Below are 21,504 nucleotides of genomic sequence, written 5' to 3'. Positions count from 1 at the left end.
TCACCAATCAGTGGGGGATGAGGAAAACCCCCACTGATTGAAGGTTCACTTTATCATATTTTGTTGATTTAAACAGATTGTAAGTTTTATCATACTGGTTAATGAATCGTTTAATTGCAATACGGTGAAATAACAACTATAACAGAGGAAGTCGTGTTTACGAACCAATATACAAAGTTCAATCAAGTGAAGTATAATGTGATTACATGGTTTAATCGACTAGTAGATTTCTTCATTGAAACCTTCTAAAGCTTTGGAGGCCATATAGAAATGAAAAAAATATTCACTTTTTTTGTCATAGCAATTGTTATACTTGCAGGGTGTAACAGTAGTGCAGCGACAAAAAATCATCGCGAGGAAGTAAGGAAAGCGAATTTATCGATTTGGCTTCCAGAATGGCAGCTAAAATCGAATATAGAGAATGTTGGGAATTCATATGAAGGTTTACAAAGCTTGCGTGTTTTTGGTGCTTATTTTGATGGCAATGACAAGCCGTTTTTAACGGAAACAGCAGCGAAAGTATACGAGCATATGCACGATAATTATCGAGATAGCCATACGATACTTTTAACCTTTATTAATGATTATGTTGTAGAGGGCAGGCCATCTGTGCAAAAGGACGGCACATTGCTTCATCGTTTTGTCAAGGATGAGCAGGCACGTAAGAAGCATATTAATGATATTATTGCGATGACTGAACAATTTCCTGTTGATGGTGTTGAAATTGATTATGAAAAAATAGCAAAAGAGGATACAGCAAATTATATTTTGTTTTTACAAGAGCTCTATGAGGTGCTAGAAAAAAGGGGCTTGTCGATGCATGTTGTAGTAGTGCCAAGCTTCCCATTCGAAAATCCTTTACCAGATGGACCGAGCTATACGGTGATGGCCTATAATGTGCATGGCTACCATAGTGGCCCAGGAGCAAAAGCGACTTTTTCTTTTTTAGATCAGCTTCTTGTAAGGCTCGAAAAGTCCAATCAGCAATTTAGTATCGCCTTTGCGACAGGTGGTTTCACTTGGCCAAAAAGTGGGAAAATTACGGCATTAACAGGTGATGAAGCAGAAAAATTAGTTGCTTCTACAAATGCAACAATAAAGCGTGATCAAAATAGTCATGCTATCTATTTCCATTATAACGACAATGGCATGGATTATGAAGCGTGGTATGCGGATGCGGAAACTTTGCAAAAGTGGGTTGCCTATGTGCAGGAGAAAGACCCAAAATATGAGCATTTCGTCTTATGGCGTGCAGGGGGCCTTAGTGCGGGCACTATCGAGTGGATTGCAGCACAGCAACAATAAAGTGAATCTTCAATCATTGGGAGGTGAACGTCCCTCAATGGTTGGTGATAAAAGGGGGCGTGTTAGGTTTTTTGCCTAACACGCCCCTTTAATTCCCTGTATGGAAAGCGAAAAGAATTGCCGCAAATTAAAGTTTCGCTTTATGACAATGTGCGAAGCTGCTCATTTAAGTAAGCGGCTTGCTGAAGTGCTAGCTTATCATTGTGAATCGTTCCAGGCTTACGCGCCTCTCCGATAATATACGAATAAAATTCGATTTTTAAAAAGTCAAATGTATATTGGCATTGTTGAATCAAGGGTAAGCCTTTAATGCGCGGCTGGTCACCGCCAACTGCGATAACGACGGCTTTCATCGTTTTTAAATGCTCCGTTACATTTGGATAGCGCGTGTCTCGAATAGCGTGGCTAAAACGATCAATGACATTTTTCATCGTGCCTGACATGCTATACCAATAAATTGGTGTCGCTAACACGAGCAAATCGCTTCTTAAAATAGCCTCCAACACTTTCGTGTAATCATCATCGACAGGATGAAAGCCTTCATCCGTATGGCGTAAATCCTCAATCGCCTTAATGTTTAAGTCTTTTAATTGAATCGTTTCATAGGACAGTCCCTGCAATGCCGCATGTGCGAGTTGCTCACTGTTGCCGTCAGTTCTTGTACTTCCTGTTAAAAGTAAAATTTTCATTTCTCTACTCCTTTTTAAAAGTTAATAGCTTTTCACATAAATATAGTATATGCTAAAAAACACTAACTTGATTCAATGGCGATTCCAAACAATTAACTAGCCTCAGAGGAATAACATGGAGTATGATTAGCTAAGTTATAATATCAGAACAATCAGTGAATTTTGAAGGGAGTGAGAAAGTGCTTCAATGAAACTAATACATTATTTTCATCCACTTGTGTGGATTATTTTATTCGGAACGATTTTCACGCGCATTGCTAGTTTTATGACAATGCCATTTTTAGCAATTTATTTACATAATGTGCATGGCGCATCGCCAATGCTTATTGGTCTTACGATAGGTATTGCCCCACTTTTCGCGACATTTGGAGGCTTTTTAGGCGGTTATTTAACAGACCGCTTTGGGCGCAAAGTGATTATTATTGTCACGATTTTTGTTTGGGGAAGCGTATTTTTTGGCTTCGCTCTGACAACCTTTGCATTGCTATTTGTCGCTTTAAATGCGATCAATGGTCTATGTCGCTCCTTTTTTGAGCCAGCAACTCAAGCATTGATGATTGATTTTACGGACAATGAGAAAAAGCGTCGCCTGTTTTCTGTGCGTTATACAGCGATTAACATTGCTGCTGTTATAGGCCCTTTGGTAGGTGTGATGATTTCGACTTTAGCGAGCCCTGTCATTCCATTCATTATAACAGGTGTCATGTATGTAGTTTATGGCTTGTTTTTAATTGGTGTCTTGAATAAATATGAAATGCGTCAAAAACGATTGGCAGATGGACAAAATATCGCTAGTATTTTGCGTGTTGTGTTCTCCGATTATAAGTTATTGTTATTTTTAGCTGGTGGTACATTAATTGGTCTTGGCTATGCACAATTTGATTCGACATTACCACAATTTATTCAGTTAAAATTAGAGGACGGTGTAAAGCTTTATTCGCTACTTATTTCCTTAAACGCAGTCGTTGTTTTAATCTTACAGTTACCAATTAGTATGCTAGCAGAAAAAATTTCAATATTAGCTTCGCTTATTGCAGGTATTATTTTCTTTGCGCTTGGTTTAATGCTATTTGGTATGGCCAATACCGCGTGGCTATTTATTATAGCGATGATTGTTTTTACAATTGGCGAAATTTTTGCTTTTCCAATGATGAATGCTGTTATCGAAGAAATTGCTCCAGAAACACAGAAAGCCACTTATTTAGGCGCCTCTCAATTAAAAAATATTGGTGGCTTTATAGGACCTGTATTAGGTGGTTGGCTATTAATTCACTTACAGGCGCAATTGTTCTTTATTGTGGCATTACTCGTATTAATGAGTATTCCATTTTATAGACGTGCATTTTAAGAGAAGGCTGATGGAAACCCGTCAGCCTTCTTTTTGCATATATTCTTTAACGAGAAAGCAAAACCAATTGCATACAGGTTCAACTCGCAAATTATTCAGCATACCTTGTATGATAGCGGGGCGAGGTTTAGAAGATTGCAGCTGCTCTTTAATAATATTGACGGAATCTTGCAGCACTTCATCATCCAAATAAGAACTCAATATGCTTGCTTCATGTATAATATTTTCCGCTGTAATTAATGTTTCATCTGCGGATTGGATTGCGACCATTTCCTTTGTAATAAAAGGCGTTTTTGCGTGTGTAGCAATAATTGTTGTTTTTTCAACAAGGCTCTTAGCAAGTGTTTGTAAATCGTATGGATGACCATTGATTTTATGGAATAAATGCTCTGAGTAGCCTGAAATAAAGCCGCGTACAATCACTGCTAAATCATATACATGTGCTTCTGCCTGTGGGTAAAGCTCCAATAATAAATTTTCAATCAGCTTATTCATTAGCGTATCGTAATGTGCCATTTTTTTAATAAAGTCCTCATTGACGAACTGTGTATGCTCTTTGAAAAAGACTGAGGCAAGTGTGGCATGCTCCTGCAGGATTGAAAAAATTTGATAGTAATAGTTATAGAGCTTTTCCTCATTGTTTTGACTTTCTGTGACTGCTTGGTCAATCCTTGCCGCAACATCTTTCACAAAATAGTCAATAATTGCGATGATGAGCTCATCCTTTGATTTAAATGATAAGTAAAAAGCCCCTTTGGATATGCCACAAGCCTCTGTTATTTGTTGAACGGATGTCGCATCAATTCCCTTTGTAGCAAAGAGCTGAGCGGCCGTTTCTAAAATAAGTTGCTTCTTTGACATAAATTTAACCACCTCTCTGAATTGACAACTGACCGATTAGTCATTATTATAGGATTTGTGAAAAAAAGTGTCAAGGAAGGGTTGGTATAAACGTGCAATCTTTAGTCAATTTTGTTTTGAAAAATAAGCTAGCTGTATGGTTATTAACGATTATTATTACCGCTTCAGGTATTTATTCAGGCACGCGAATGAAGATGGAATCAATTCCAGATATTTCGATCCCGTATTTAATTGTTGTAGGTGTGTATCCTGGAGCAACACCTGAGCAAGTAATGGACGATATATCCATACCATTTGAGAAAAAGGTAGAGAGTTTAGAAGATGTGAAATCGGTTTTTTCAACGTCATCATCGAACGTTTCACAAGTGCAAATCGAGTATGATTATGGCGTTGATATGGATGAGAAAAAGCGTCAATTAGAATCAGCTTTAGATGACATTGTCTTACCAGAGGGAGCACAAAAGCCTTCTGTTATGGCAATTAGCATGAATATGATGCCTGTTGTTGCATTATCCGTAAGTAGCTCACAAGAAGACATTGTGGACCTGACTTCAACAGTAGAAGATATTATTCTACCAAAGCTTAATAAAATTGAAGGTGTTGCATCGGCTTCCATCACAGGTCAGCATATCGAGCAAGTATCATTCAAATATGACGAAGCGAAAATGGCAGAGCTTGGCTTAACAGAAGAGACGGTTAAGCAAATGATTCAAGCAAGCGATATGGCTTTATCGCTAGGTCTATATGAATTTACTGTCGGTGAGCAAGCTGTTTCTGTCGATGGAAAAGTACAATCAGTTGATGAATTAAAAGAATTATTAATTCCTGTTACACCATCAGCGGAAAATCCATCGCCATTTGTTCGTTTAGGCGATATTGCAACAATTGAAGTGCAAGGGAAAGTTCAATCCATTTCACGTACAAACGGTGAAGATTCAATTAGTGTGCAAATTGTCAAAGCGCAAGATGCGAATACTGTAACAGTTGTCAATGCAGTGAAAGATTTAATTGAAGAGGAAACAGCAAGAATTGATGGCTTAATCATTGATGTATCGCTTGACCAAGGGAAACCAATTGAAGATTCGGTTTTCACGATGATTGAGAAAGCAGTATTCGGTGGTGCTATCGCTGTATTAATTATTTTACTGTTCTTACGTGATTTCAAATCGACAATTATTTCGATTATTTCGATTCCAGTATCTGTCTTTATGGCATTGCTATTATTGAACTGGATGGATATTACGTTAAATATTATGACGCTAGGTGCGATTACGGTTGCGATTGGACGCGTTATTGATGATTCCATCGTCGTCGTGGAAAATATTTATCGTCGTATTCACTTGAAGCAAGAAAAATTAACAGGTCGCGCGTTGATTCGTGAGGCAACAATTGAAATGTTCAAGCCAATTTTATCATCTACATTAGTAACAGTGGCGGTATTTGCACCGTTAATGTTCGTGAGTGGTATGGTTGGTGAGCTATTTATGCCATTCGCGTTAACGATGTCATTTGCATTAGGTGCATCATTATTAGTGGCGATTACAATTGTACCAGCATTATCTCACTTCTTGTTCCGCAAGAAAATTTATGGTGAAAAGACAGAAAGTCAGCATAAAGAGGCTGGTAAATTAGCAGCTTGGTATAAAGGCGTATTAGAAAAAGCATTAAACCATAAAGTTATTACATCGCTCATTGCGATTGCAATGCTTGTTGGTTCATTAGCATTAACACCATTAATTGGCTTTAGCTTCTTAGGTTCACAGGAAGAAAAGGTCATGTATTTAACGTATACACCAGCAACAGGTGAGCTAAAAGATGAAACAGAGAAGAACGTTCACATCGTGGAGCAAGAATTAATCAAGCGCGATGATGTGGATATCGTGCAAGTATCAATTACAGATGCTGAAAGTGCTGACCCTGCAACAATGATGATGGGTGGCGCAGGTGGCGGTGCATTGATGTACTTAATTTTTGATCCAGATATGAAGGATTTCCCAGGCGCTCGTACAGAGGTAGAGGACTATGTGTTCAATATTGGGCAATCAGGTGAATGGAAGTCACAAGATTTCGCTGCAATGGGCATGGGCTCAAGCGAAGTAAGCTACACATTATATAGTGAAAATCTTGATAATCTACGTAAATCGGTTGAGCAAGTAGAGGAAGCGTTGCGAAGCGTTGACGGCTTGGAAGATGTGAAGTCAGATAACGAAAACCCTTATGTGGAGCACGTATTAAAAGTAGAGCAACAAAACGTTCTGCAATACGGCTTAACGACAGCGCAAATCGTGATGGCTTTAGCGCCACAGGGCACATCTGAAACATTGACGACTGTCGAGCATAACGGTAAAGATATTAATGTGATTGTACAGCGTGAAGCGAGAACTGCGGCGAAATCAATCGACGATATTTTAGCAACAGAAATTCCAACAGCACTAGGCACAACAATGAAAATTGGAGACTTAGTAGAAGTGGAAGAAAGCACAGCATTAAATTCGTTAACACGTTCAAAAGGTGAGTATTTTGCAACAGTGAAGGCAAAAATTGTTGGCAACGATATTTCCAAAGCAACTGCTGCTGCGGATAAAAAAGTGGACGAATTAGATTTACCAAAAGGTGTGACAACAGGCGTTTCTGGTGTTGCGGCAGACATGATCGAAGCATTTACGCAATTAGGTATTGCGATGCTTGCGGCGATTGCTATTGTTTACTTCATTCTTGTTGTGACATTTGGTGAAGGGTTAGCGCCATTCGCGATTTTATTCTCATTACCATTCGCAGTAATCGGTGCATTTGTTGGTCTATTCGTCACAGGGCAAACGATTTCTGTATCTGTTATGATGGGTCTCCTCATGTTGATCGGTATCGTCGTCACGAACGCCATTGTATTAGTTGACCGTATTATTCATATGGAACGCGAAGGTATGGTGATGCGTGAGGCAATTTTAGAAGCAGGGATGACACGTTTACGTCCAATTTTAATGACAGCAATCGCAACAATTGGTGCGATGTTACCGATGGCATTTGGTAGCGCAGGTGGCGGCTTGATTTCAAAAGACTTAGCTGTAACCGTAATTGGTGGTTTACTATCATCAACATTATTGACATTAGTTGTTGTACCAATCGTCTATGAATTACTTTCAAAAATGCTGAAGAAAAATCGTAAAGATATCGAAGAAAATTAATAAATTTGGGGCTGTAGGAGATTTTCCTACAGTCTTTTTGTTTTTGTGTAGTAAGGAAAAATAGAAAATGGTATCGTAATAAAAAGGGGGAGAATTTATGGAGCATTATCATATTGCAATTATTGGCGCAGGACCTGGTGGTTATGTTGCGGCGATTCATGCTGCCAAGAGTGGCTTAAAGGTGGCACTTATAGAAAAAGATAAAGTTGGCGGTGCTTGCTATAATGTGGGCTGTATCCCATCAAAAATTATGCTAGAGCATAGCAAGCTTGTGCAGGAAATCCGTCGTGGCACAGATTGGGGCATTACGGTACCGACAATTGATATTGATTTTCCAAAGTTAATGCAGCGTAAAGATGCTGTAGTCGCAGAGCTTTTGGATAATATTGAAGGCTTTATTGAAAGCGCACAAATCACGATGTACCGTGGAGAAGCAAGCGTGACTGCGGAGCGCAAAGTGATGGTTGGCGAGGAAGCGCTTACAGCGGATCATGTTGTTTTAGCGACGGGTAGTCGCCCATTTGTACCGCCTTTTAAAGGCATTGAAACAGCAAATTATTATACGACAGATACATTTTTTTCTATTGAAAAATTGCCGAAGCAGCTAACGATTATTGGCGGTGGTGTCATTGCTATCGAAATGGCATTTGCGCTAGCTCCAATGGGCACGAAAGTAACTGTCTTAAATCACAGTCAAGATATTTTACAAACAGAGGAGCCCGATGCGCGCCCAATTATCCGCCAACGTATGGCGCAACTAGGCATTGAACTTGTAACCGATTTTACATTTGAAGAAATTCGCAACGATGAAATACATACGTCAAAAGGGGTCTTTACGTATGAAAATTTATTGTTCGCAACAGGTCGTCGCCCAAATACACAAATCGCTGAAGCTTTAGAATTAAAAATGGATGGTCGCTTAATTGCGGTCAATAACCATTATGAAACGAGTATCCCAAGTATTTTTGCGATTGGTGATTTAGTTGGCGGCTTCCAGTTAGCCCATTCGGCAAGCGCAGAAGGTGTACATGCAGTGGACTATATTTTAGGCAAGCATCCACGCGTAATTAATCAACAAGTAATCCCACGCTGTGTTTATACACATCCTGAAATTGCAACATTCGGCATGCTGGAGCATGAGGCACCAGCAGATGCGATTGTCACGAAAATGTATTTGCCAACAAATCCGAAAGCATTACTTGAAGGTAATATTCAAGGCTTTATGAAATTTGTTGCAAGCCCTGAAGGTGACATTTACGGCGCTTGTGTTGTAGGGGATGGTGCGACAGAAATGATTAATGCCATGCTCGCATGTAAAATTACAGGTGGCTCTGTGAAAGACTTAGCTCGTATGGTGTTCCCACATCCAACTGTAAGTGAGCATATCGGTGATGCGGCACGCGCAGTTTTCGGCAAAGCAATTCATTTGAAAGCATAATGATAGTTTGCTATAATAAAGTTTAGGTGCCAAACCTACGTAAAGCTTCGGCTTTACAACAGAAGCGTCCATTAACAGCACGGATTCGCTGGGAAGCTTCTGCCAAAGAGCAGGGAGATGAGCCCCTGCTCGTTTTTTTTATGTCTTGGAAAAAGCAGATAAGGATGAAAATTGGCGAAGCGCTGATATATTAAAAAATTCGCTGATATATCTATGAAAAGCGCTGATATAATTGAAAAAGCGCCGATATATTCTCGAAACTCGCTAATATTATGACAAATTGCTGATAGAATCATAAGAAATACATATAAAAAGCAAGCATCCACCAGTCAACTGACGATGGAGGCTTGCTTTATTTTTTAAAGGATTTTAATTTCTCATAAATACTAGCCATCCGCTTTTCTTCCCCTGCAATAACAGGCTTGTAAAATTCTGTTCCGACAAGTATATCAGGTAAATATTGCTGATCAACCCAGCCACCAAAAGTGCCAATTGGCGTGTCGTGTGGATATTGATAGCCGACATGTCCAAGTGTTGTTGCCCCTGCATAATGGGCATCCTTTAAATGATTTGGGATGTCACCAGTTTTGCCAGCATGAATGGCTGCAATGGCGGCATCGAGCGCTTGATACGCAGAATTGGATTTATCGCTTAAGCACATTTCAACAACAGCGGCAGCAAGGGGAATGCGAGCCTCTGGTAGCCCCAGCTTTCCAGCGGCATCGGTTGCTGCATTGACATGTGCACCAACAGCGGGGTTTGCTAAGCCGATATCTTCATAGGCAATAACTAAGAGACGTCTACAGACAGCAACTAAATCGCCTGATTCTAATAAATGTGCTAAATAATATAAAGCAGCATTTGTATCGCTACCACGAATGGATTTTTGCAAGGCGGATAATAAATTATAAAAATGCGAGCCGCCTTTATCACCATAGACGCCGATTCGTTTCGCTAAATGCTCAATTGCGCGGTCGCTAAGCACGGTTATGCCATCTTTTTCATCAGAGGCATAGTACACTGATTCAAGTAATGTTAACGATTTACGTGCGTCCCCATTACTAGCCTCTGCTATTTTTATCAGTTGCTCATCCGTGGCAGAAATGCCGAGCTTGCCAAGTCCGCGTTCTTCATCTGTTAGCGCTTGCTTTAGCAATGTACTTACATCTTCAACGGTTAAACGTCTAAGCTGCAAAATTTCCCCGCAGCGTGAACGAATAGCAGGATTGACGCTATGGAATGGATTTTCTGTCGTTGCCCCAATTAAAACAATCGAACCATTTTCTACATGAGGTAGCAGCGTGTCTTGTTGCAATTTATTAAAGCGATGAATTTCATCTAAAAATAAAATAACTTTACCAGACATCCTTGCATCCATCACAACTTGTTCAATATCGCTTTTTCCTGCTTGTGTTGCATTTAAAGCAAAAAATGGTAGCTTTGAGCTACCTGCAATGGCACTTGCGATTGATGTTTTGCCAACACCAGGAGGACCGTAAAGGAGCATGGATGGCACATGTCCTTTGGTGATCATTTTGTAAAGAGCACTATCCTTGCCAATAATGTCTTGTTGTCCTACGACTTCATCTAAATTGCGCGGTCGCATTTTATAAGCTAAAGGTTCATTGTGCATAAATATCACCAACTTTTTATTGTAATTGCATTTGATTCCTCATTACTAAAAAACATTAGACGAATCAAAATAAACATAGCTTAGAAATAAGCAAAGGGGGCTATAAAGCCATGAATCATATTTGGCAAATCGAGAATGCTTAATCTTTTTGAAAAATCCAACATAACGAAAATCACCAATCGCCCGTATAAGAAAAATGATAGCGCCTATAAAGCAAGCAATTGAAGATAGTCTAGTTGCTTGTAAGCTTTGGATGTAGCCTGCTTGTACAGCGATGAGACCACTAGCGCAAAGGAGTAGTAATGCAACCAGCAGGGTAACAGGCATTTTAGGTTGAAAAGCTGTATGCTGTGATGCGGTTTTGGACGGAATGACAACGGAAACGCCTAAGCGTCCGCCAAAAGCCCAATATACATGAAACAAAGCAATAATCCATAAGACGCCAATCGCTATTAGATGAAGCATTAATTTTCCCCCTTTACCGATAGAAGTTATTTGCATTATCTAACTGTGCCTATACTTTGTCAAGGGAGCACAATGATCAGAATATAAAAATTTAAAATGAATAAATAAAAGCAAGGTTTTCCTTTGATTGATGATGATTTAAGCTTTCTAAATTGCTTCTTTCGATTAATTTTTGAACGTATTTCCGAGTGGAATAACAGGAAATATGATATAATAAGTCGAATGAATGGACTAGAAAATTAGAGGTGTTATTTATGAAAATATCTACAAAAGGTCGATATGGCTTAACAATTATGATTGAATTAGCGAAACATCACGGAGAAGGGCCGATTCCATTACGTCAAATTGCGGCTGAAAAAGACTTATCAGAAGCCTATTTGGAACAGCTAGTTTCCCCACTGCGCAATGCAGGCTTAGTAAAAAGTGTACGAGGGGCTTATGGTGGTTATATGCTAGCAAATCCACCAGCAGAAATTTCGGCGGCGGATGTTATCCGTGTGCTTGAAGGGCCAATTCAGCCAGTAGAAGGTATTGAAGATGAGGAAGCGCCACAGCGTGAGCTATGGATGCGCATTCGTGATGCCGTGAAAAATGTCTTGGATACAACAAGCTTAGAAGATTTGGCACAGTATACAGAATCTTCACCTACAGATGGCTATATGTTCTATATTTAAGGAGTTTATAACATGACAACAATTTATCTTGATCATGCTGCAACAACGCCCATGTTAAAAGAGGCACTTGCTGAGATGAATGCTGCAATGGAAACTGTATATGGCAATGCATCGAGTATTCATGCGGCTGGACGCGAAGCGCGTAAAGCATTGGATGGGGCACGGGCCATTTTAGCGAAGCAACTAAATACATCGGCAAATGAAGTGGTTTTAACGAGTGGTGGAACAGAAGCGGATAATATGGCGATTTTCGGCGTGGCTTATGCACGACAGCATGAGGGAAAGCATATTATTACGACACAAATTGAGCATCATGCGGTATTACATGCTTGTGAAAAGTTGGAGCGACAAGGCTTTAAGATTACTTATTTGCCTGTAGATGACAAGGGACGTGTTGCAGTCGGTGATGTTGCAAATGCATTGACAGATGACACGATTTTAGTCACGATTATGTATGGCAATAATGAAGTGGGTACATTGCAGCCAATCGAGGAAATTGGCAAGCTACTGAAGGAGCATCCAGCAACATTCCACACGGATGCTGTGCAAGCATTTGGCTTGGAAAACATCGATGTAGAAAAATTACAAGTCGATTTGCTAAGCGCCTCTAGTCATAAAATTGGTGGACCTAAAGGCATTGGCTTGCTTTATATGAGAGCTGGTACAAAGATAGATAGCTTACTTTATGGCGGCTCTCAAGAGAAAAAGCGCCGTGCTGGAACAGAAAATATTCCAGCAGCTGTTGGCTTTGCGAAGGCGGCACAACAAGTGATGGAAATACAACAACAAACACGCCAAGTGTACGCTCGCTATAAAGCTATATTAATGGAAGAGTTTACGCAAGCACATATTGACTTTACAGTGAATGGTGATGAGGAACATATGTTGCCACATATTTTCAATGTGACATTGCCAGGCACAGATGTTGAGTCATTTTTAGTGAACTTGGATATGGCAGGCGTTTTTGTATCAAGTGGTTCTGCATGCACAGCAGGCTCTATTGATCCATCGCATGTCCTAGTTGCAATGTACGGCAAAGATTCAAAGGTTTTGCGCAGCTCCATACGCTTTAGCTTTGGACATAGTTTAAATGAAGAGCTTGTACGTGAGGCTGGAAAACGTACGATAAATATTGTACAACGTCTTGTGAAATAATAAATGCTTCGCGCCTTTTACGCGACAGGATTGAAAAGGTGATTAATGATGATAGAAACAAGAAAACCATCCGAAATTCGTGTAGTCGTTGGGATGTCAGGGGGCGTCGATTCGTCTGTTGCTGCTTATTTATTAAAGCAACAAGGCTACGATGTGATTGGCATCTTTATGAAAAACTGGGATGACACTGATGAAAATGGTGTATGTACCGCGACAGAGGATTATGAGGATGTCATCGCAGTATGTAATCAAATCGGTATACCCTATTATGCGGTGAATTTTGAGAAACAATATTGGGATAAAGTGTTTACGTACTTCCTTGAAGAATATAAAGCGGGCCGTACGCCAAACCCTGATGTTATGTGTAATAAAGAAATTAAGTTTAAAGCATTTTTAGAGCATGCAATGAACCTAGGTGCAGATTATTTAGCGACAGGCCATTACGCGCGCGTGGAACAGCGTGAAGGGGAAACAGCGATGCTGCGCGGTGTTGATAACAATAAAGACCAAACGTATTTCTTAAATCAATTGTCACAGGAGCAATTAAAGCATGTCATGTTCCCAATTGGTCATTTACCGAAGCCAGAAGTGCGCAAAATCGCTGAAGAAGCGGGATTAGCAACGGCGAAAAAGAAAGATTCGACAGGTATTTGTTTTATCGGTGAGCGCAATTTTAAAGAATTTTTAAGCCAATACTTACCTGCACAGCCTGGTAAGATGGAAACATTTGATGGGCAAGTAATGGGGCAGCATGATGGGTTAATGTACTATACATTAGGTCAGCGCCACGGTTTAGGCATCGGTGGAGATGGTGAGCCTTGGTTTGTGTTAGGTAAGGATTTAACGCGTAATGTACTGTATGTTGGACAAGGCTTCCACCATGAGTCACTTTATTCAACGGCATTATCTGCTGTTAAAATGAATTTTACAACTGAAAGAGAGCTACCAAAAGAATTTAACTGCACAGCGAAATTCCGTTATCGTCAAGACGATTCACCAGTAAAGGTAGAATTGCGTCCAGATGGCACTGCTTATATTGAGTTTGCCGAGCCAGTACGTGCGATTACACCAGGGCAAGCGGTTGTTTTGTACGATGGTGATGTGTGCTTAGGTGGCGGAACGATTGATGAAGTATTTAAAAATAGTGAAAAATTAACATTTGTAGGGTAGGAGATTGGCTATGTCTTTGAATGAGCAAGGCATTCAAGCGTTTCAGGAAAAAAAATATGAGGAAGCAGCGCAATTTTTTACGCAGGCGATTGAAGCGGAGCCAAATGATGCACTAGGCTATGTCAATTTCGGCAATTTATTAGCTGTATTAAATGATGCAGAGCGCGCGGAACGTTTTTTCCAAAAGGCGATTACAGTTGATGAAAAATCGGCGACAGCCTATTATGGCTTAGCGAATTTATATTATAACGCAGAGCGCTATATCGAGGCGGCGAAGCTTTATCAAAAATCGATTGAGCATGGCATTGAAGGCGCAGATGCTTATTATATGCTAGCGAAATCATTCGAACGTGAGGAGCAGTATAAGCTTGCATTACCATATATGCAGCGCGCAGCAGAGCTTGCACCAGCCGATTTGCAAATTCGCTTATCATATGGCATATTGCTTTGTTCATTGGAAATGTTCGAAATTGCGCAAGGTGAGTTGCAATTTGTTATTGATGAAGATTGGAACAATGCGGATGCACATTATAATTTAGGTGTGCTTTATGCAGTGTCCACAGAGCGCACCGAAGATGCACTTTATCATTTAAAGCAAGCATTCACATTGCAGCCTGCATTTGATCAAGCCAAATATATTTATGATATGGTCACACAGCGCATGAACTAGCGTATAGCACCCGTCCTTTTTCAGCATACTAATGAAAAAGGGCGGGTTTTATTATGTTAACGGAAAAGCAACTAATGAAATTGCGAAAAATGCTTATTGTCGAAAAAGAAGACATGTCTAAAACCATTGCAGCTAAGGAACCAGTGAGTTTGCGTGATTCGGTTGATGAATTATCACTTCTGTCGAATCATCCTGCCGATTTAGGCACAGAGCTATTCGAGCGCAGCAAGGACTTAACATTGCACACGCAACACTATGACAAGCTTGAACAAATTGACAAGGCCCTTGCCCAAATGGATGAAGACACATATGGAGTTTGTGTTGTTTGTAAGCAGCCAATTCCTTATGACCGTTTATGTGCAATTCCTTATACCAATGTTTGTGTTGAAGATAGTGAAACTGTGGAAAAAATCACAGAGCAGCCCGTTTTGCATCCGTTTCGTGAAGAAGAAGGTGTAAATGCGCTCGAAATTGCGCTGGAGCAAGGGAATTGGGACGCTTATGACAAAGAGGTAATGGGAGATATTGCTGATATTGAGATAGAAAATTTACCAGCGCAAGTGGAAGAGGATATGGACATGTAAAAGGCTATAAGGGAAGCGAGTTGCTTTCCTTATAGCCTCTTGATTATGCTTGACTAATCACCGCATCCAATTTATAACGCTTATTAAATTCGTCAACGAACACTTCTAAATCAATGGCAACCATAATATACGGCTCCTTTTTAAAGTCGCGTAAATAGCTACAAGTCGCCTTTAATGATTTAGAAAATTCAAGCAGCATTAATTCATTTTCTAAATTAACGCGTACTTCCTGTGGCTTGTCTCGTAAATTGATTTTGAAATAGCCCTCATCCACAATGCGCTCTAAGTTTGTATCTTCAAATGGAAAAATTAAATTTTGATAACGAATATACATAGTAACTAAACTTCCTTTCCAATTTTTTTCTGACAATAGTGTACAACATCTGTATATGCCAAGTCACCGCCGAAAATATCCAAAGCGGAGCCGATTGTAATATGTAGCTTACCTTGTGCAATCGCTTTGAATTTTTGTAAATCATCGAGTGAGCGAATACCGCCAGCATAAGTTGTCGGGATGGTTGTCCAGTCAGCTAACTGACGCACTAAATCCTCCTGCATACCGCTGCGCTTTCCTTCTACATCGACGGCATGAATCAAGAGCTCGTCGCAATAGTTTTCTATCATTTGAATGGATGCAGCGTTCACTTCGAAATCACTAAATTTCGTCCATTTATCTGTCACAACGAACCATTTGCCGTCACGGCTGCGACAGCTTAAATCAATGACAAGATGCTCTTTACCGACAGCGGCAACAAGATTATTTAAACGCTCCAAATCGAGCTTGCCATCATGAAAAATATAGGATGTCACAATCACATGAGAGGCGCCTGCTTCAATAAAGCGTGCTGCATTTTGTGCAGTAATGCCACCGCCTAGTTGTAGCGCATTTGGGTAAGCTCGCAATGCTTGTAATGATGCTTCCTCATTGCCGCTACCGAGCATAATGACATGGCCGCCTGTTAGACGGTCTTGCTGAAAAAGTTGCGCAAAATAGCCTGCATCATGCGCTGAAACAAAATTTTCAACAACTTCTTTATCGGTATAGCCAAGTGTGCTGCCAACAATTTGTTTTACTTTTCCATCGTGTAAATCAATGCACGGTCGAAATTCCACCGCAATCACAGTCCTTCCCCAGAAAATATATATCTATCATACCATTGGATGGGCAGTGAACATAGATAAAGATGCAAAAAAATCGGTGTTTCTCCTCCAGCAACAAGCAATAAATTATGTTAAACTAACGTATAGAATGTAGCGCGTTTAGCAGCGCATCGGAAGGGGGCGCAAAATCGTGGAAAACTTAAATTTATTTGAGCTGGAAAAACGCTTTGTACTAGGTCGCCCGATTGTTTCTATTTTTCATAATGCAACGAATATGTACTCCATTGTGCGCGTGAAAATTCAAGAAACAAATTTAGCCTATGATGAGAAGGAAATTATCGTTGTTGGCTATTTCCCACCGCTGACAGAGGATGAGCTTTATCGTTTTACAGGCAATATCAAAACACATCCTAAATACGGTGTGCAATTTCAAATCGATACGTTTGAAAAGGAAGTGCCAGCGACAGAACAAGGCGTTATTCATTATTTATCGAGCGATTTATTTACGGGGATTGGTCGCAAAACAGCAGAAACGATTGTCGAGAAGCTCGGTGTCGATGCGTTGAAAAAAATAATGGATGATCCGAATGTGCTTGATGTCATTCCGAGATTATCGCAAGAGAAAAAGCAAATGGTTGTTGAAGTAATTGAGCAAAATTTAGGCTTAGAGCGTGTGATGATTCAATTGAATGAATGGGGCTTTGGACCACAGCTCGGTATGAAAATTTACCAAACATATCGTGAGGATGCTGTGGCTTTATTGAAGGAAAATCCATATCGTTTAATTGAGGAAGTAGAAGGAATTGGCTTCGGACGTGCAGATGATTTAGGGGCAAAGCTCGGCATAACAGGCAATCACCCTGACCGTATTAAAGCGGCTATTTTTCATGTTTTAACAGTAGCAGCATTATCAGATGGACATGTTTATTTAGAGGCGGAGCAGGTGCTGCCAACGGTGAAGTCGATGCTGGAGCAAAGCCAACGAGTAGAAATACCATTTGATGCGATTTCGGAAGCTTGTATTGAAATGCGTGAGGAGAGCAAAATTTGCGGTGAGGAAACGCGCATGTATTTGCCATCCCTTTATTTTAGTGAGGTCGGCATCGCGTCGAAAATATTAGAGCTTGTCGCGAACAATAAAAAGCAATCACATTTTTCGAAGGATGATATTTTAAAGGCAATCGGTGAGCTAGAGGAGCGTGACAGCGTACAATATGCACCGTCACAAGTAGCAGCAATTGAATGCGCCTTGCAAAATGCCGTCATGATTTTAACAGGTGGACCCGGAACGGGAAAAACAACGGTTGTGAAAGGGCTTGTGGAAGTGTATGCGGAGTTACATGGCTTGTCGCTTGATCCAAAAACATATGCGAAAAAAGAAGAACCATTCCCGATTATATTAGTTGCACCGACAGGCAGAGCAGCAAAACGCCTAGCAGAATCAACAGGTTTACCCGCCATGACAATTCACCGTTTGCTAGGGTTTACAGGGCAGGAAAAGGAAGAGGAGACAGAACGTGAAATCGCAGGACGTCTTGTTATTGTCGATGAAATGTCAATGGTTGACACATGGCTTGCACATCAGCTATTAAAAAGCTTAGCAAAGGACGTGCAAGTGATTTTCGTAGGGGACCAAGACCAATTGCCACCTGTAGGCCCAGGGCAAGTCTTAAAGGATTTGCTCGCATCTAAGCAAGTACCAACTGTAGAATTAACGGATGTGTATAGACAAGCGGAAGGGTCAACAATTATTGATATTGCTCACCAAATTAAACAAGGCACAGTACCATCAACATTAACGCAAAAAACAGCCGATCGCTCTTTTATTCAAGCATCGACAGAGCAAATCGCAAATGTTGTGACACAAATTGTCAAAAGTGCAACGGCGAAAGGGCAGGCGATACGCGATATTCAAGTGCTTGCACCGATGTATAAAGGCCCAGCAGGCATTGATGCATTGAATAAGCAAATTCAAGAGCTCGTCAACCCAAATGATGGCACACGCAAGGAGCTAGCTTTTGGTGATACGGTTTATCGCATTGGTGACAAAGTGCTACAGCTCGTCAATCAGCCTGATAGCAATGTGTTTAATGGCGATATGGGCGAGGTTGTCGCAATTATTCGTGCAAAGGAAACAGTGGAAAAGCAAGACTTGCTCGTTGTGTCCTACGATGGCATTGAAGTGACGTATCAGCGTGGCGATTTGAATCAAATTACATTAGCGTATTGCTGCTCGATTCATAAATCGCAAGGCTCTGAATTTCAAACGGTCATTATGCCGATTGTGCGCGGCTATTCGAAAATGCTACGTCGTAATTTGCTCTACACAGGCATCACGCGTGCGAAAAACTTTTTAATTTTATGCGGTGAGTCAGATGTGCTCGCACAAGGCTTAATGAAAACGGATGATTTACAGCGTTTTACAAGCTTAACGGCACGCTTAAACCCAATGGAGGAAGAACTCGTAGAGGTGATTGCAGAAGCACAAGAATCATACACGACAGCACCACCTGTATTAAATGTAGAAACCGCTCCATATATTCATCCATTGATTGGCATGGAGGGTGTGTCGCCATTTGATTTTATGTAGCTGGGTGCTCTAATGATGCCAGCAGATGTTTGGATGAAAAAAATATAATCATGGAATTTTAATGACAAAATTTTTATTAAGACCAATGAAATACAAACAAATAAAAGTCGATGGAAGCCAATAAATATGGGCTTCCATCGACTTTTTTGTGTACTGTATATCGTTGCATTTCATCTTTAGTAAAAGATTAGTAAAAAAATACCTCAAAAAGGGGTTCTATAATATTTGTTGGGGTGTTCACACAATTTGGATAAAAAAAGCCACGTACTCACCGATTTCTTTTATACTTGAATTGTCGAGAAACAAGTAAGAGAAAGGTGAGACGTGCATATGAATTTTATCATGAATATCCCTGGATTAAAAGGAGTCATTATCGAGAAGGTGGAGGAGCTTGGAGAGCGGACTTGCCTTTATGTGTCTCTCCCTAAAAAGCCTCATCACTGCCAGAACTGCGGGGAAACTACACAGAAAATCCATGATTACCGCATGCAGAAAATCAAGCATTTGAAGTGGTTTGAACGGTTGACTTGCCTGTTTTACAGACGGCGTCGTTATGCGTGTTCTTGCGGAAAAAGGTTCTCTGAACGCGCTCTATTTGTGGAAAGGTATCAGCGCTTCACAAAGGAATGGAATCAGGTGGCACAGGTGCGCTCCGTGAAAGCCAAGACGTTTAAAGAAGCCGGTGAGGTTCTCGGCTCCTCTAGTTCCACCATCATCCGCCGCTTTCAGTCAGCCGCAAAAACGCAGATGGCAGAAGGCGTGCGCCTGCCGAAAGTCATTGCGATTGATGAATATAAAGGGGATACAGACGAAGGAAAATTCCAACTGATTGTTGCGGATGCAAAAACCCGGGAGCCGCTTGATATCCTCCCCAACCGGCGGAAAGAAACGATTCAGGACTATCTGCGCCAGTATGGTCAGGACGTAGAGCTGGTGGTGATGGACATGAATCCAAGCTTCAAAGCAGCCGTCAAAAAAGCATGGAGCCGGCCCGTCATCATTGCAGACCGGTTCCACTATTGCCGGTACATCTACTGGGCGTTGGATGAGGTACGGAGAAAAGTGCAGAAGGAATGGCACGCATATGACCGGAAGAAGTGTAAGCGGATGCGTCATGTGCTCTATAAACGGGCATCTAAACTGACCGGAAAAGAACGCTGGTATGTGGCCCGTTATTTGGGGATGTCAGAAGAATTACGGCAGGCATACGAACTGAAAGAAGCTTATTGCGAATGGTTTGACGGGGCTACAACAGCAGAAAATATAGCAGAAGTAAAAAGGCGGTTAGAAGTGTTTTATCAGGAAGTGGAAACGAAGCAGATTCATGCGTTTTTAAAGGCCATTAAAACTTTTAGAAACTGGCAGGTAGAGATCTTGAACAGTTTTATCTTCCCTTATTCCAATGGATTTTTAGAAGGCATTAACAACAGAACCAAAGTGATGAAACGCAACGCATATGGCTTTCGGCGTTTCGATCACTTCAAAGCAAAAATCTTATTAAACATTCAGTATAAAAATATCGGGGTTCATTTGGGGTGACGTGAATTTTACCTCACCCCAACATTTGACGTTGAACCTTAATATTCAAGTCGCAAACGTTGAATTGCTGCTAAAGGTAGCTCAGTTATCTCCTGAATTTCGTCATCATTATGCCCTTTAGCAAGCATTTTTCTTGCGATTTGCTCAGCTTTTTGTACCAAGCCTTCCTCAATCCCTTTATGCCTCGCATAGTCCAGCTTGGCTTCTGCATCAATGATGGCCTTCAGACGAGAGTGGTAGGCAATGATTGTATCCGGGTTTTGACTGAGTTCTTGCCAAGTATCAAAGGCTTGTTGTAAACGTTCATCCTTCATCGCTAGGACCTCCAATTCATTATAAATATCATCATATACTTTTTGCTTGCGTGCATCGACCATACCGAGTAAAAGTAGCCACCGAGCTAAAATATCGTCCAGTGGATTTAGCTGTTCCTTGTGCCAAGCCTGAAGGAATTTTGTCATTTCGATGAAGTGGATTTCTAATACGTCATCCTGTGGTAGTAGACGATGCAGCGTTTGTTTTTCATACAGATGGTAGGTGGTATGGTAATGGGGTGTCGTGAAAAATGTGAAATGGCAAATATTAATAGTGATGGTCGGTAACAATGTATGATAACTCTTTCCACGTGCGAGCTGATTAGTAAATAAACGAGCCCAATAATACAGTGTTCGCTTCATCATATCGTTTTCATTCGATAATTGCATTTCAATGTTAATTAACTCACCAGCTTGTGTTCGTACAACAATATCTAGGCGAGATTCCTTATCTCCGTCATGTACACGACCCAGTTCTTTATTAATAAATAGTACTTCTTTAATTGTATCACGACCTGTTTTCTGCAAAATGGCATTTAAAAAGACAACAGTAATCTCTTTGTTCTTTTCGCTACCAAACAATTGCTTGAAAGCTAGGTCAATTTTTAAGTCAATTAATTTATCTAACGGGATGCGCTTTAACGCTTTTCGATTCATTTAATCTCTCCTTTTAGTATAGCATAAATTGGGGTTTTCTTCTTAATTGTCAGAGGGGCTTTACAGTCTATTCATATAGGATAAATATAGATTGGGAGAAGAGCGTTGTGGTGACGAAATGTAACGGTG

18 protein-coding genes are annotated in these 21,504 nt (G+C 40.6%); 11 read left to right on the top strand and 7 right to left on the bottom strand.

Annotation, left to right across the window (positions count from 1 at the left end; genetic code table 11):
• The first annotated feature begins 270 nt into the window (after nt 1-270).
• Nucleotides 271-1,305: a glycosyl hydrolase family 18 protein gene (locus C9J34_RS05115; protein ID WP_107838787.1), complete on the top strand. Its 1,035-nt coding sequence runs from the start codon at nt 271-273 to the stop codon at nt 1,303-1,305.
• A 140-nt stretch (nt 1,306-1,445) separates the two neighbouring features.
• On the opposite strand, the gene C9J34_RS05110 is transcribed toward C9J34_RS05115, so the two are convergent.
• Entirely contained in the window at nt 1,446-1,994 is a 549-nt protein-coding gene (locus C9J34_RS05110; RefSeq protein WP_107838786.1) for a flavodoxin family protein, read from the bottom strand.
• Between the two features lie 187 nt (nt 1,995-2,181).
• Here C9J34_RS05110 and C9J34_RS05105 point away from each other — a divergent pair, with 187 nt between their 5' ends.
• The gene (locus C9J34_RS05105; RefSeq protein WP_107838785.1) at nt 2,182-3,342 is read left to right on the top strand and encodes an MDR family MFS transporter; all 1,161 of its coding nucleotides are present in this window, start codon (nt 2,182-2,184) and stop codon (nt 3,340-3,342) included.
• Nucleotides 3,343-3,363: 21 nt separating this feature from the next.
• On the opposite strand, the gene C9J34_RS05100 is transcribed toward C9J34_RS05105, so the two are convergent.
• Nucleotides 3,364-4,203: a TetR/AcrR family transcriptional regulator gene (locus C9J34_RS05100; protein WP_107838784.1), complete on the bottom strand. Its 840-nt coding sequence runs from the start codon at nt 4,201-4,203 to the stop codon at nt 3,364-3,366.
• 92 nt (nt 4,204-4,295) lie between these two features.
• Between C9J34_RS05100 and C9J34_RS05095 the strand changes: the two genes are divergently transcribed.
• On the top strand, nt 4,296-7,385 hold the full coding sequence (locus C9J34_RS05095) for an efflux RND transporter permease subunit (protein ID WP_107838783.1): 3,090 nt from the start codon (nt 4,296-4,298) through the stop codon (nt 7,383-7,385).
• 97 nt (nt 7,386-7,482) lie between these two features.
• On the top strand, nt 7,483-8,823 hold the full coding sequence (gene lpdA, locus C9J34_RS05090; protein WP_107838782.1) for a dihydrolipoyl dehydrogenase: 1,341 nt from the start codon (nt 7,483-7,485) through the stop codon (nt 8,821-8,823).
• 352 nt (nt 8,824-9,175) lie between these two features.
• Here lpdA and C9J34_RS05085 read toward each other — a convergent pair whose 3' ends face one another.
• Together C9J34_RS05085 and C9J34_RS05080 are read right to left on the bottom strand one after the other, a co-directional pair.
• On the bottom strand, nt 9,176-10,456 hold the full coding sequence (locus C9J34_RS05085; RefSeq protein ID WP_107838781.1) for a replication-associated recombination protein A: 1,281 nt from the start codon (nt 10,454-10,456) through the stop codon (nt 9,176-9,178).
• Between the two features lie 45 nt (nt 10,457-10,501).
• The gene (locus C9J34_RS05080) at nt 10,502-10,921 is read right to left on the bottom strand and encodes a DUF3995 domain-containing protein (protein ID WP_238600571.1); all 420 of its coding nucleotides are present in this window, start codon (nt 10,919-10,921) and stop codon (nt 10,502-10,504) included.
• A 254-nt stretch (nt 10,922-11,175) separates the two neighbouring features.
• On the opposite strand from C9J34_RS05080, the gene cymR reads away from it, so the two are divergent.
• Genes cymR through C9J34_RS05055 form a run of 5 tightly spaced genes read left to right on the top strand, consistent with a single transcriptional unit; the run spans nt 11,176 to nt 15,174 of the window.
• Nucleotides 11,176-11,595, top strand: coding sequence for a cysteine metabolism transcriptional regulator CymR (cymR, locus tag C9J34_RS05075; RefSeq protein ID WP_107838779.1), 420 nt, complete (start codon nt 11,176-11,178; stop codon nt 11,593-11,595).
• A gap of 12 nt (nt 11,596-11,607) precedes the next feature.
• A complete protein-coding gene (locus C9J34_RS05070) occupies nt 11,608-12,750 on the top strand; it encodes a cysteine desulfurase family protein (protein ID WP_107838778.1) in 1,143 nt (380 codons plus the stop codon).
• 48 nt (nt 12,751-12,798) lie between these two features.
• A complete protein-coding gene (gene mnmA / locus C9J34_RS05065; protein ID WP_107838777.1) occupies nt 12,799-13,920 on the top strand; it encodes a tRNA 2-thiouridine(34) synthase MnmA in 1,122 nt (373 codons plus the stop codon).
• A gap of 10 nt (nt 13,921-13,930) precedes the next feature.
• Nucleotides 13,931-14,590, top strand: a complete 660-nt coding sequence (locus tag C9J34_RS05060; protein ID WP_107838776.1) for a tetratricopeptide repeat protein — start codon at nt 13,931-13,933, stop codon at nt 14,588-14,590.
• 53 nt (nt 14,591-14,643) lie between these two features.
• Nucleotides 14,644-15,174, top strand: coding sequence for a TraR/DksA C4-type zinc finger protein (locus tag C9J34_RS05055; protein ID WP_238600570.1), 531 nt, complete (start codon nt 14,644-14,646; stop codon nt 15,172-15,174).
• A 43-nt stretch (nt 15,175-15,217) separates the two neighbouring features.
• Here the strand turns inward: C9J34_RS05055 and C9J34_RS05050 are convergent, their stop codons facing one another.
• Entirely contained in the window at nt 15,218-15,508 is a 291-nt protein-coding gene (locus tag C9J34_RS05050; RefSeq protein ID WP_107838775.1) for a hypothetical protein, read from the bottom strand.
• Nucleotides 15,509-15,513: 5 nt separating this feature from the next.
• Nucleotides 15,514-16,287 (bottom strand): phosphoribosylformimino-5-aminoimidazole carboxamide ribotide isomerase, encoded by a 774-nt coding sequence (gene hisA, locus C9J34_RS05045; RefSeq protein ID WP_107838789.1) that lies wholly within the window; start codon nt 16,285-16,287, stop codon nt 15,514-15,516.
• Between the two features lie 175 nt (nt 16,288-16,462).
• On the opposite strand from hisA, the gene recD2 reads away from it, so the two are divergent.
• Both recD2 and C9J34_RS05035 read left to right on the top strand, forming a co-directional pair.
• The gene (recD2, locus tag C9J34_RS05040; RefSeq protein WP_107838774.1) at nt 16,463-18,865 is read left to right on the top strand and encodes an SF1B family DNA helicase RecD2; all 2,403 of its coding nucleotides are present in this window, start codon (nt 16,463-16,465) and stop codon (nt 18,863-18,865) included.
• A gap of 324 nt (nt 18,866-19,189) precedes the next feature.
• Nucleotides 19,190-20,404, top strand: coding sequence for an ISL3 family transposase (locus C9J34_RS05035; RefSeq protein ID WP_107838773.1), 1,215 nt, complete (start codon nt 19,190-19,192; stop codon nt 20,402-20,404).
• A gap of 38 nt (nt 20,405-20,442) precedes the next feature.
• Here the strand turns inward: C9J34_RS05035 and C9J34_RS05030 are convergent, their stop codons facing one another.
• Nucleotides 20,443-21,375, bottom strand: coding sequence for an Rpn family recombination-promoting nuclease/putative transposase (locus tag C9J34_RS05030; RefSeq protein WP_107838772.1), 933 nt, complete (start codon nt 21,373-21,375; stop codon nt 20,443-20,445).
• Nucleotides 21,376-21,504: the final 129 nt, after the last annotated feature.

The sequence above is a fragment of the Metasolibacillus meyeri genome, from assembly GCF_003049505.1.
Lineage (GTDB): Bacteria > Bacillota > Bacilli > Bacillales_A > Planococcaceae > Metasolibacillus > Metasolibacillus meyeri.
This window is presented reverse-complemented; position numbering and strand designations above follow the sequence as displayed.

Coding starts and splice junctions, on each gene's coding strand:
- C9J34_RS05060 (WP_107838776.1), top strand. CDS start 13,931: ATGTCTTTGAATGAGCAAGGCATTCAAGCGTTTCAGGAAAAAAAATAT.
- C9J34_RS05055 (WP_238600570.1), top strand. CDS start 14,644: ATGTTAACGGAAAAGCAACTAATGAAATTGCGAAAAATGCTTATTGTC.
- lpdA (WP_107838782.1), top strand. CDS start 7,483: ATGGAGCATTATCATATTGCAATTATTGGCGCAGGACCTGGTGGTTAT.
- C9J34_RS05100 (WP_107838784.1), bottom strand. CDS start 4,203: ATGTCAAAGAAGCAACTTATTTTAGAAACGGCCGCTCAGCTCTTTGCT.
- C9J34_RS05110 (WP_107838786.1), bottom strand. CDS start 1,994: ATGAAAATTTTACTTTTAACAGGAAGTACAAGAACTGACGGCAACAGT.
- cymR (WP_107838779.1), top strand. CDS start 11,176: ATGAAAATATCTACAAAAGGTCGATATGGCTTAACAATTATGATTGAA.
- C9J34_RS05080 (WP_238600571.1), bottom strand. CDS start 10,921: ATGCTTCATCTAATAGCGATTGGCGTCTTATGGATTATTGCTTTGTTT.
- C9J34_RS05050 (WP_107838775.1), bottom strand. CDS start 15,508: ATGTATATTCGTTATCAAAATTTAATTTTTCCATTTGAAGATACAAAC.
- mnmA (WP_107838777.1), top strand. CDS start 12,799: ATGATAGAAACAAGAAAACCATCCGAAATTCGTGTAGTCGTTGGGATG.
- C9J34_RS05070 (WP_107838778.1), top strand. CDS start 11,608: ATGACAACAATTTATCTTGATCATGCTGCAACAACGCCCATGTTAAAA.
- C9J34_RS05085 (WP_107838781.1), bottom strand. CDS start 10,456: ATGCACAATGAACCTTTAGCTTATAAAATGCGACCGCGCAATTTAGAT.
- C9J34_RS05105 (WP_107838785.1), top strand. CDS start 2,182: ATGAAACTAATACATTATTTTCATCCACTTGTGTGGATTATTTTATTC.
- C9J34_RS05030 (WP_107838772.1), bottom strand. CDS start 21,375: ATGAATCGAAAAGCGTTAAAGCGCATCCCGTTAGATAAATTAATTGAC.
- C9J34_RS05115 (WP_107838787.1), top strand. CDS start 271: ATGAAAAAAATATTCACTTTTTTTGTCATAGCAATTGTTATACTTGCA.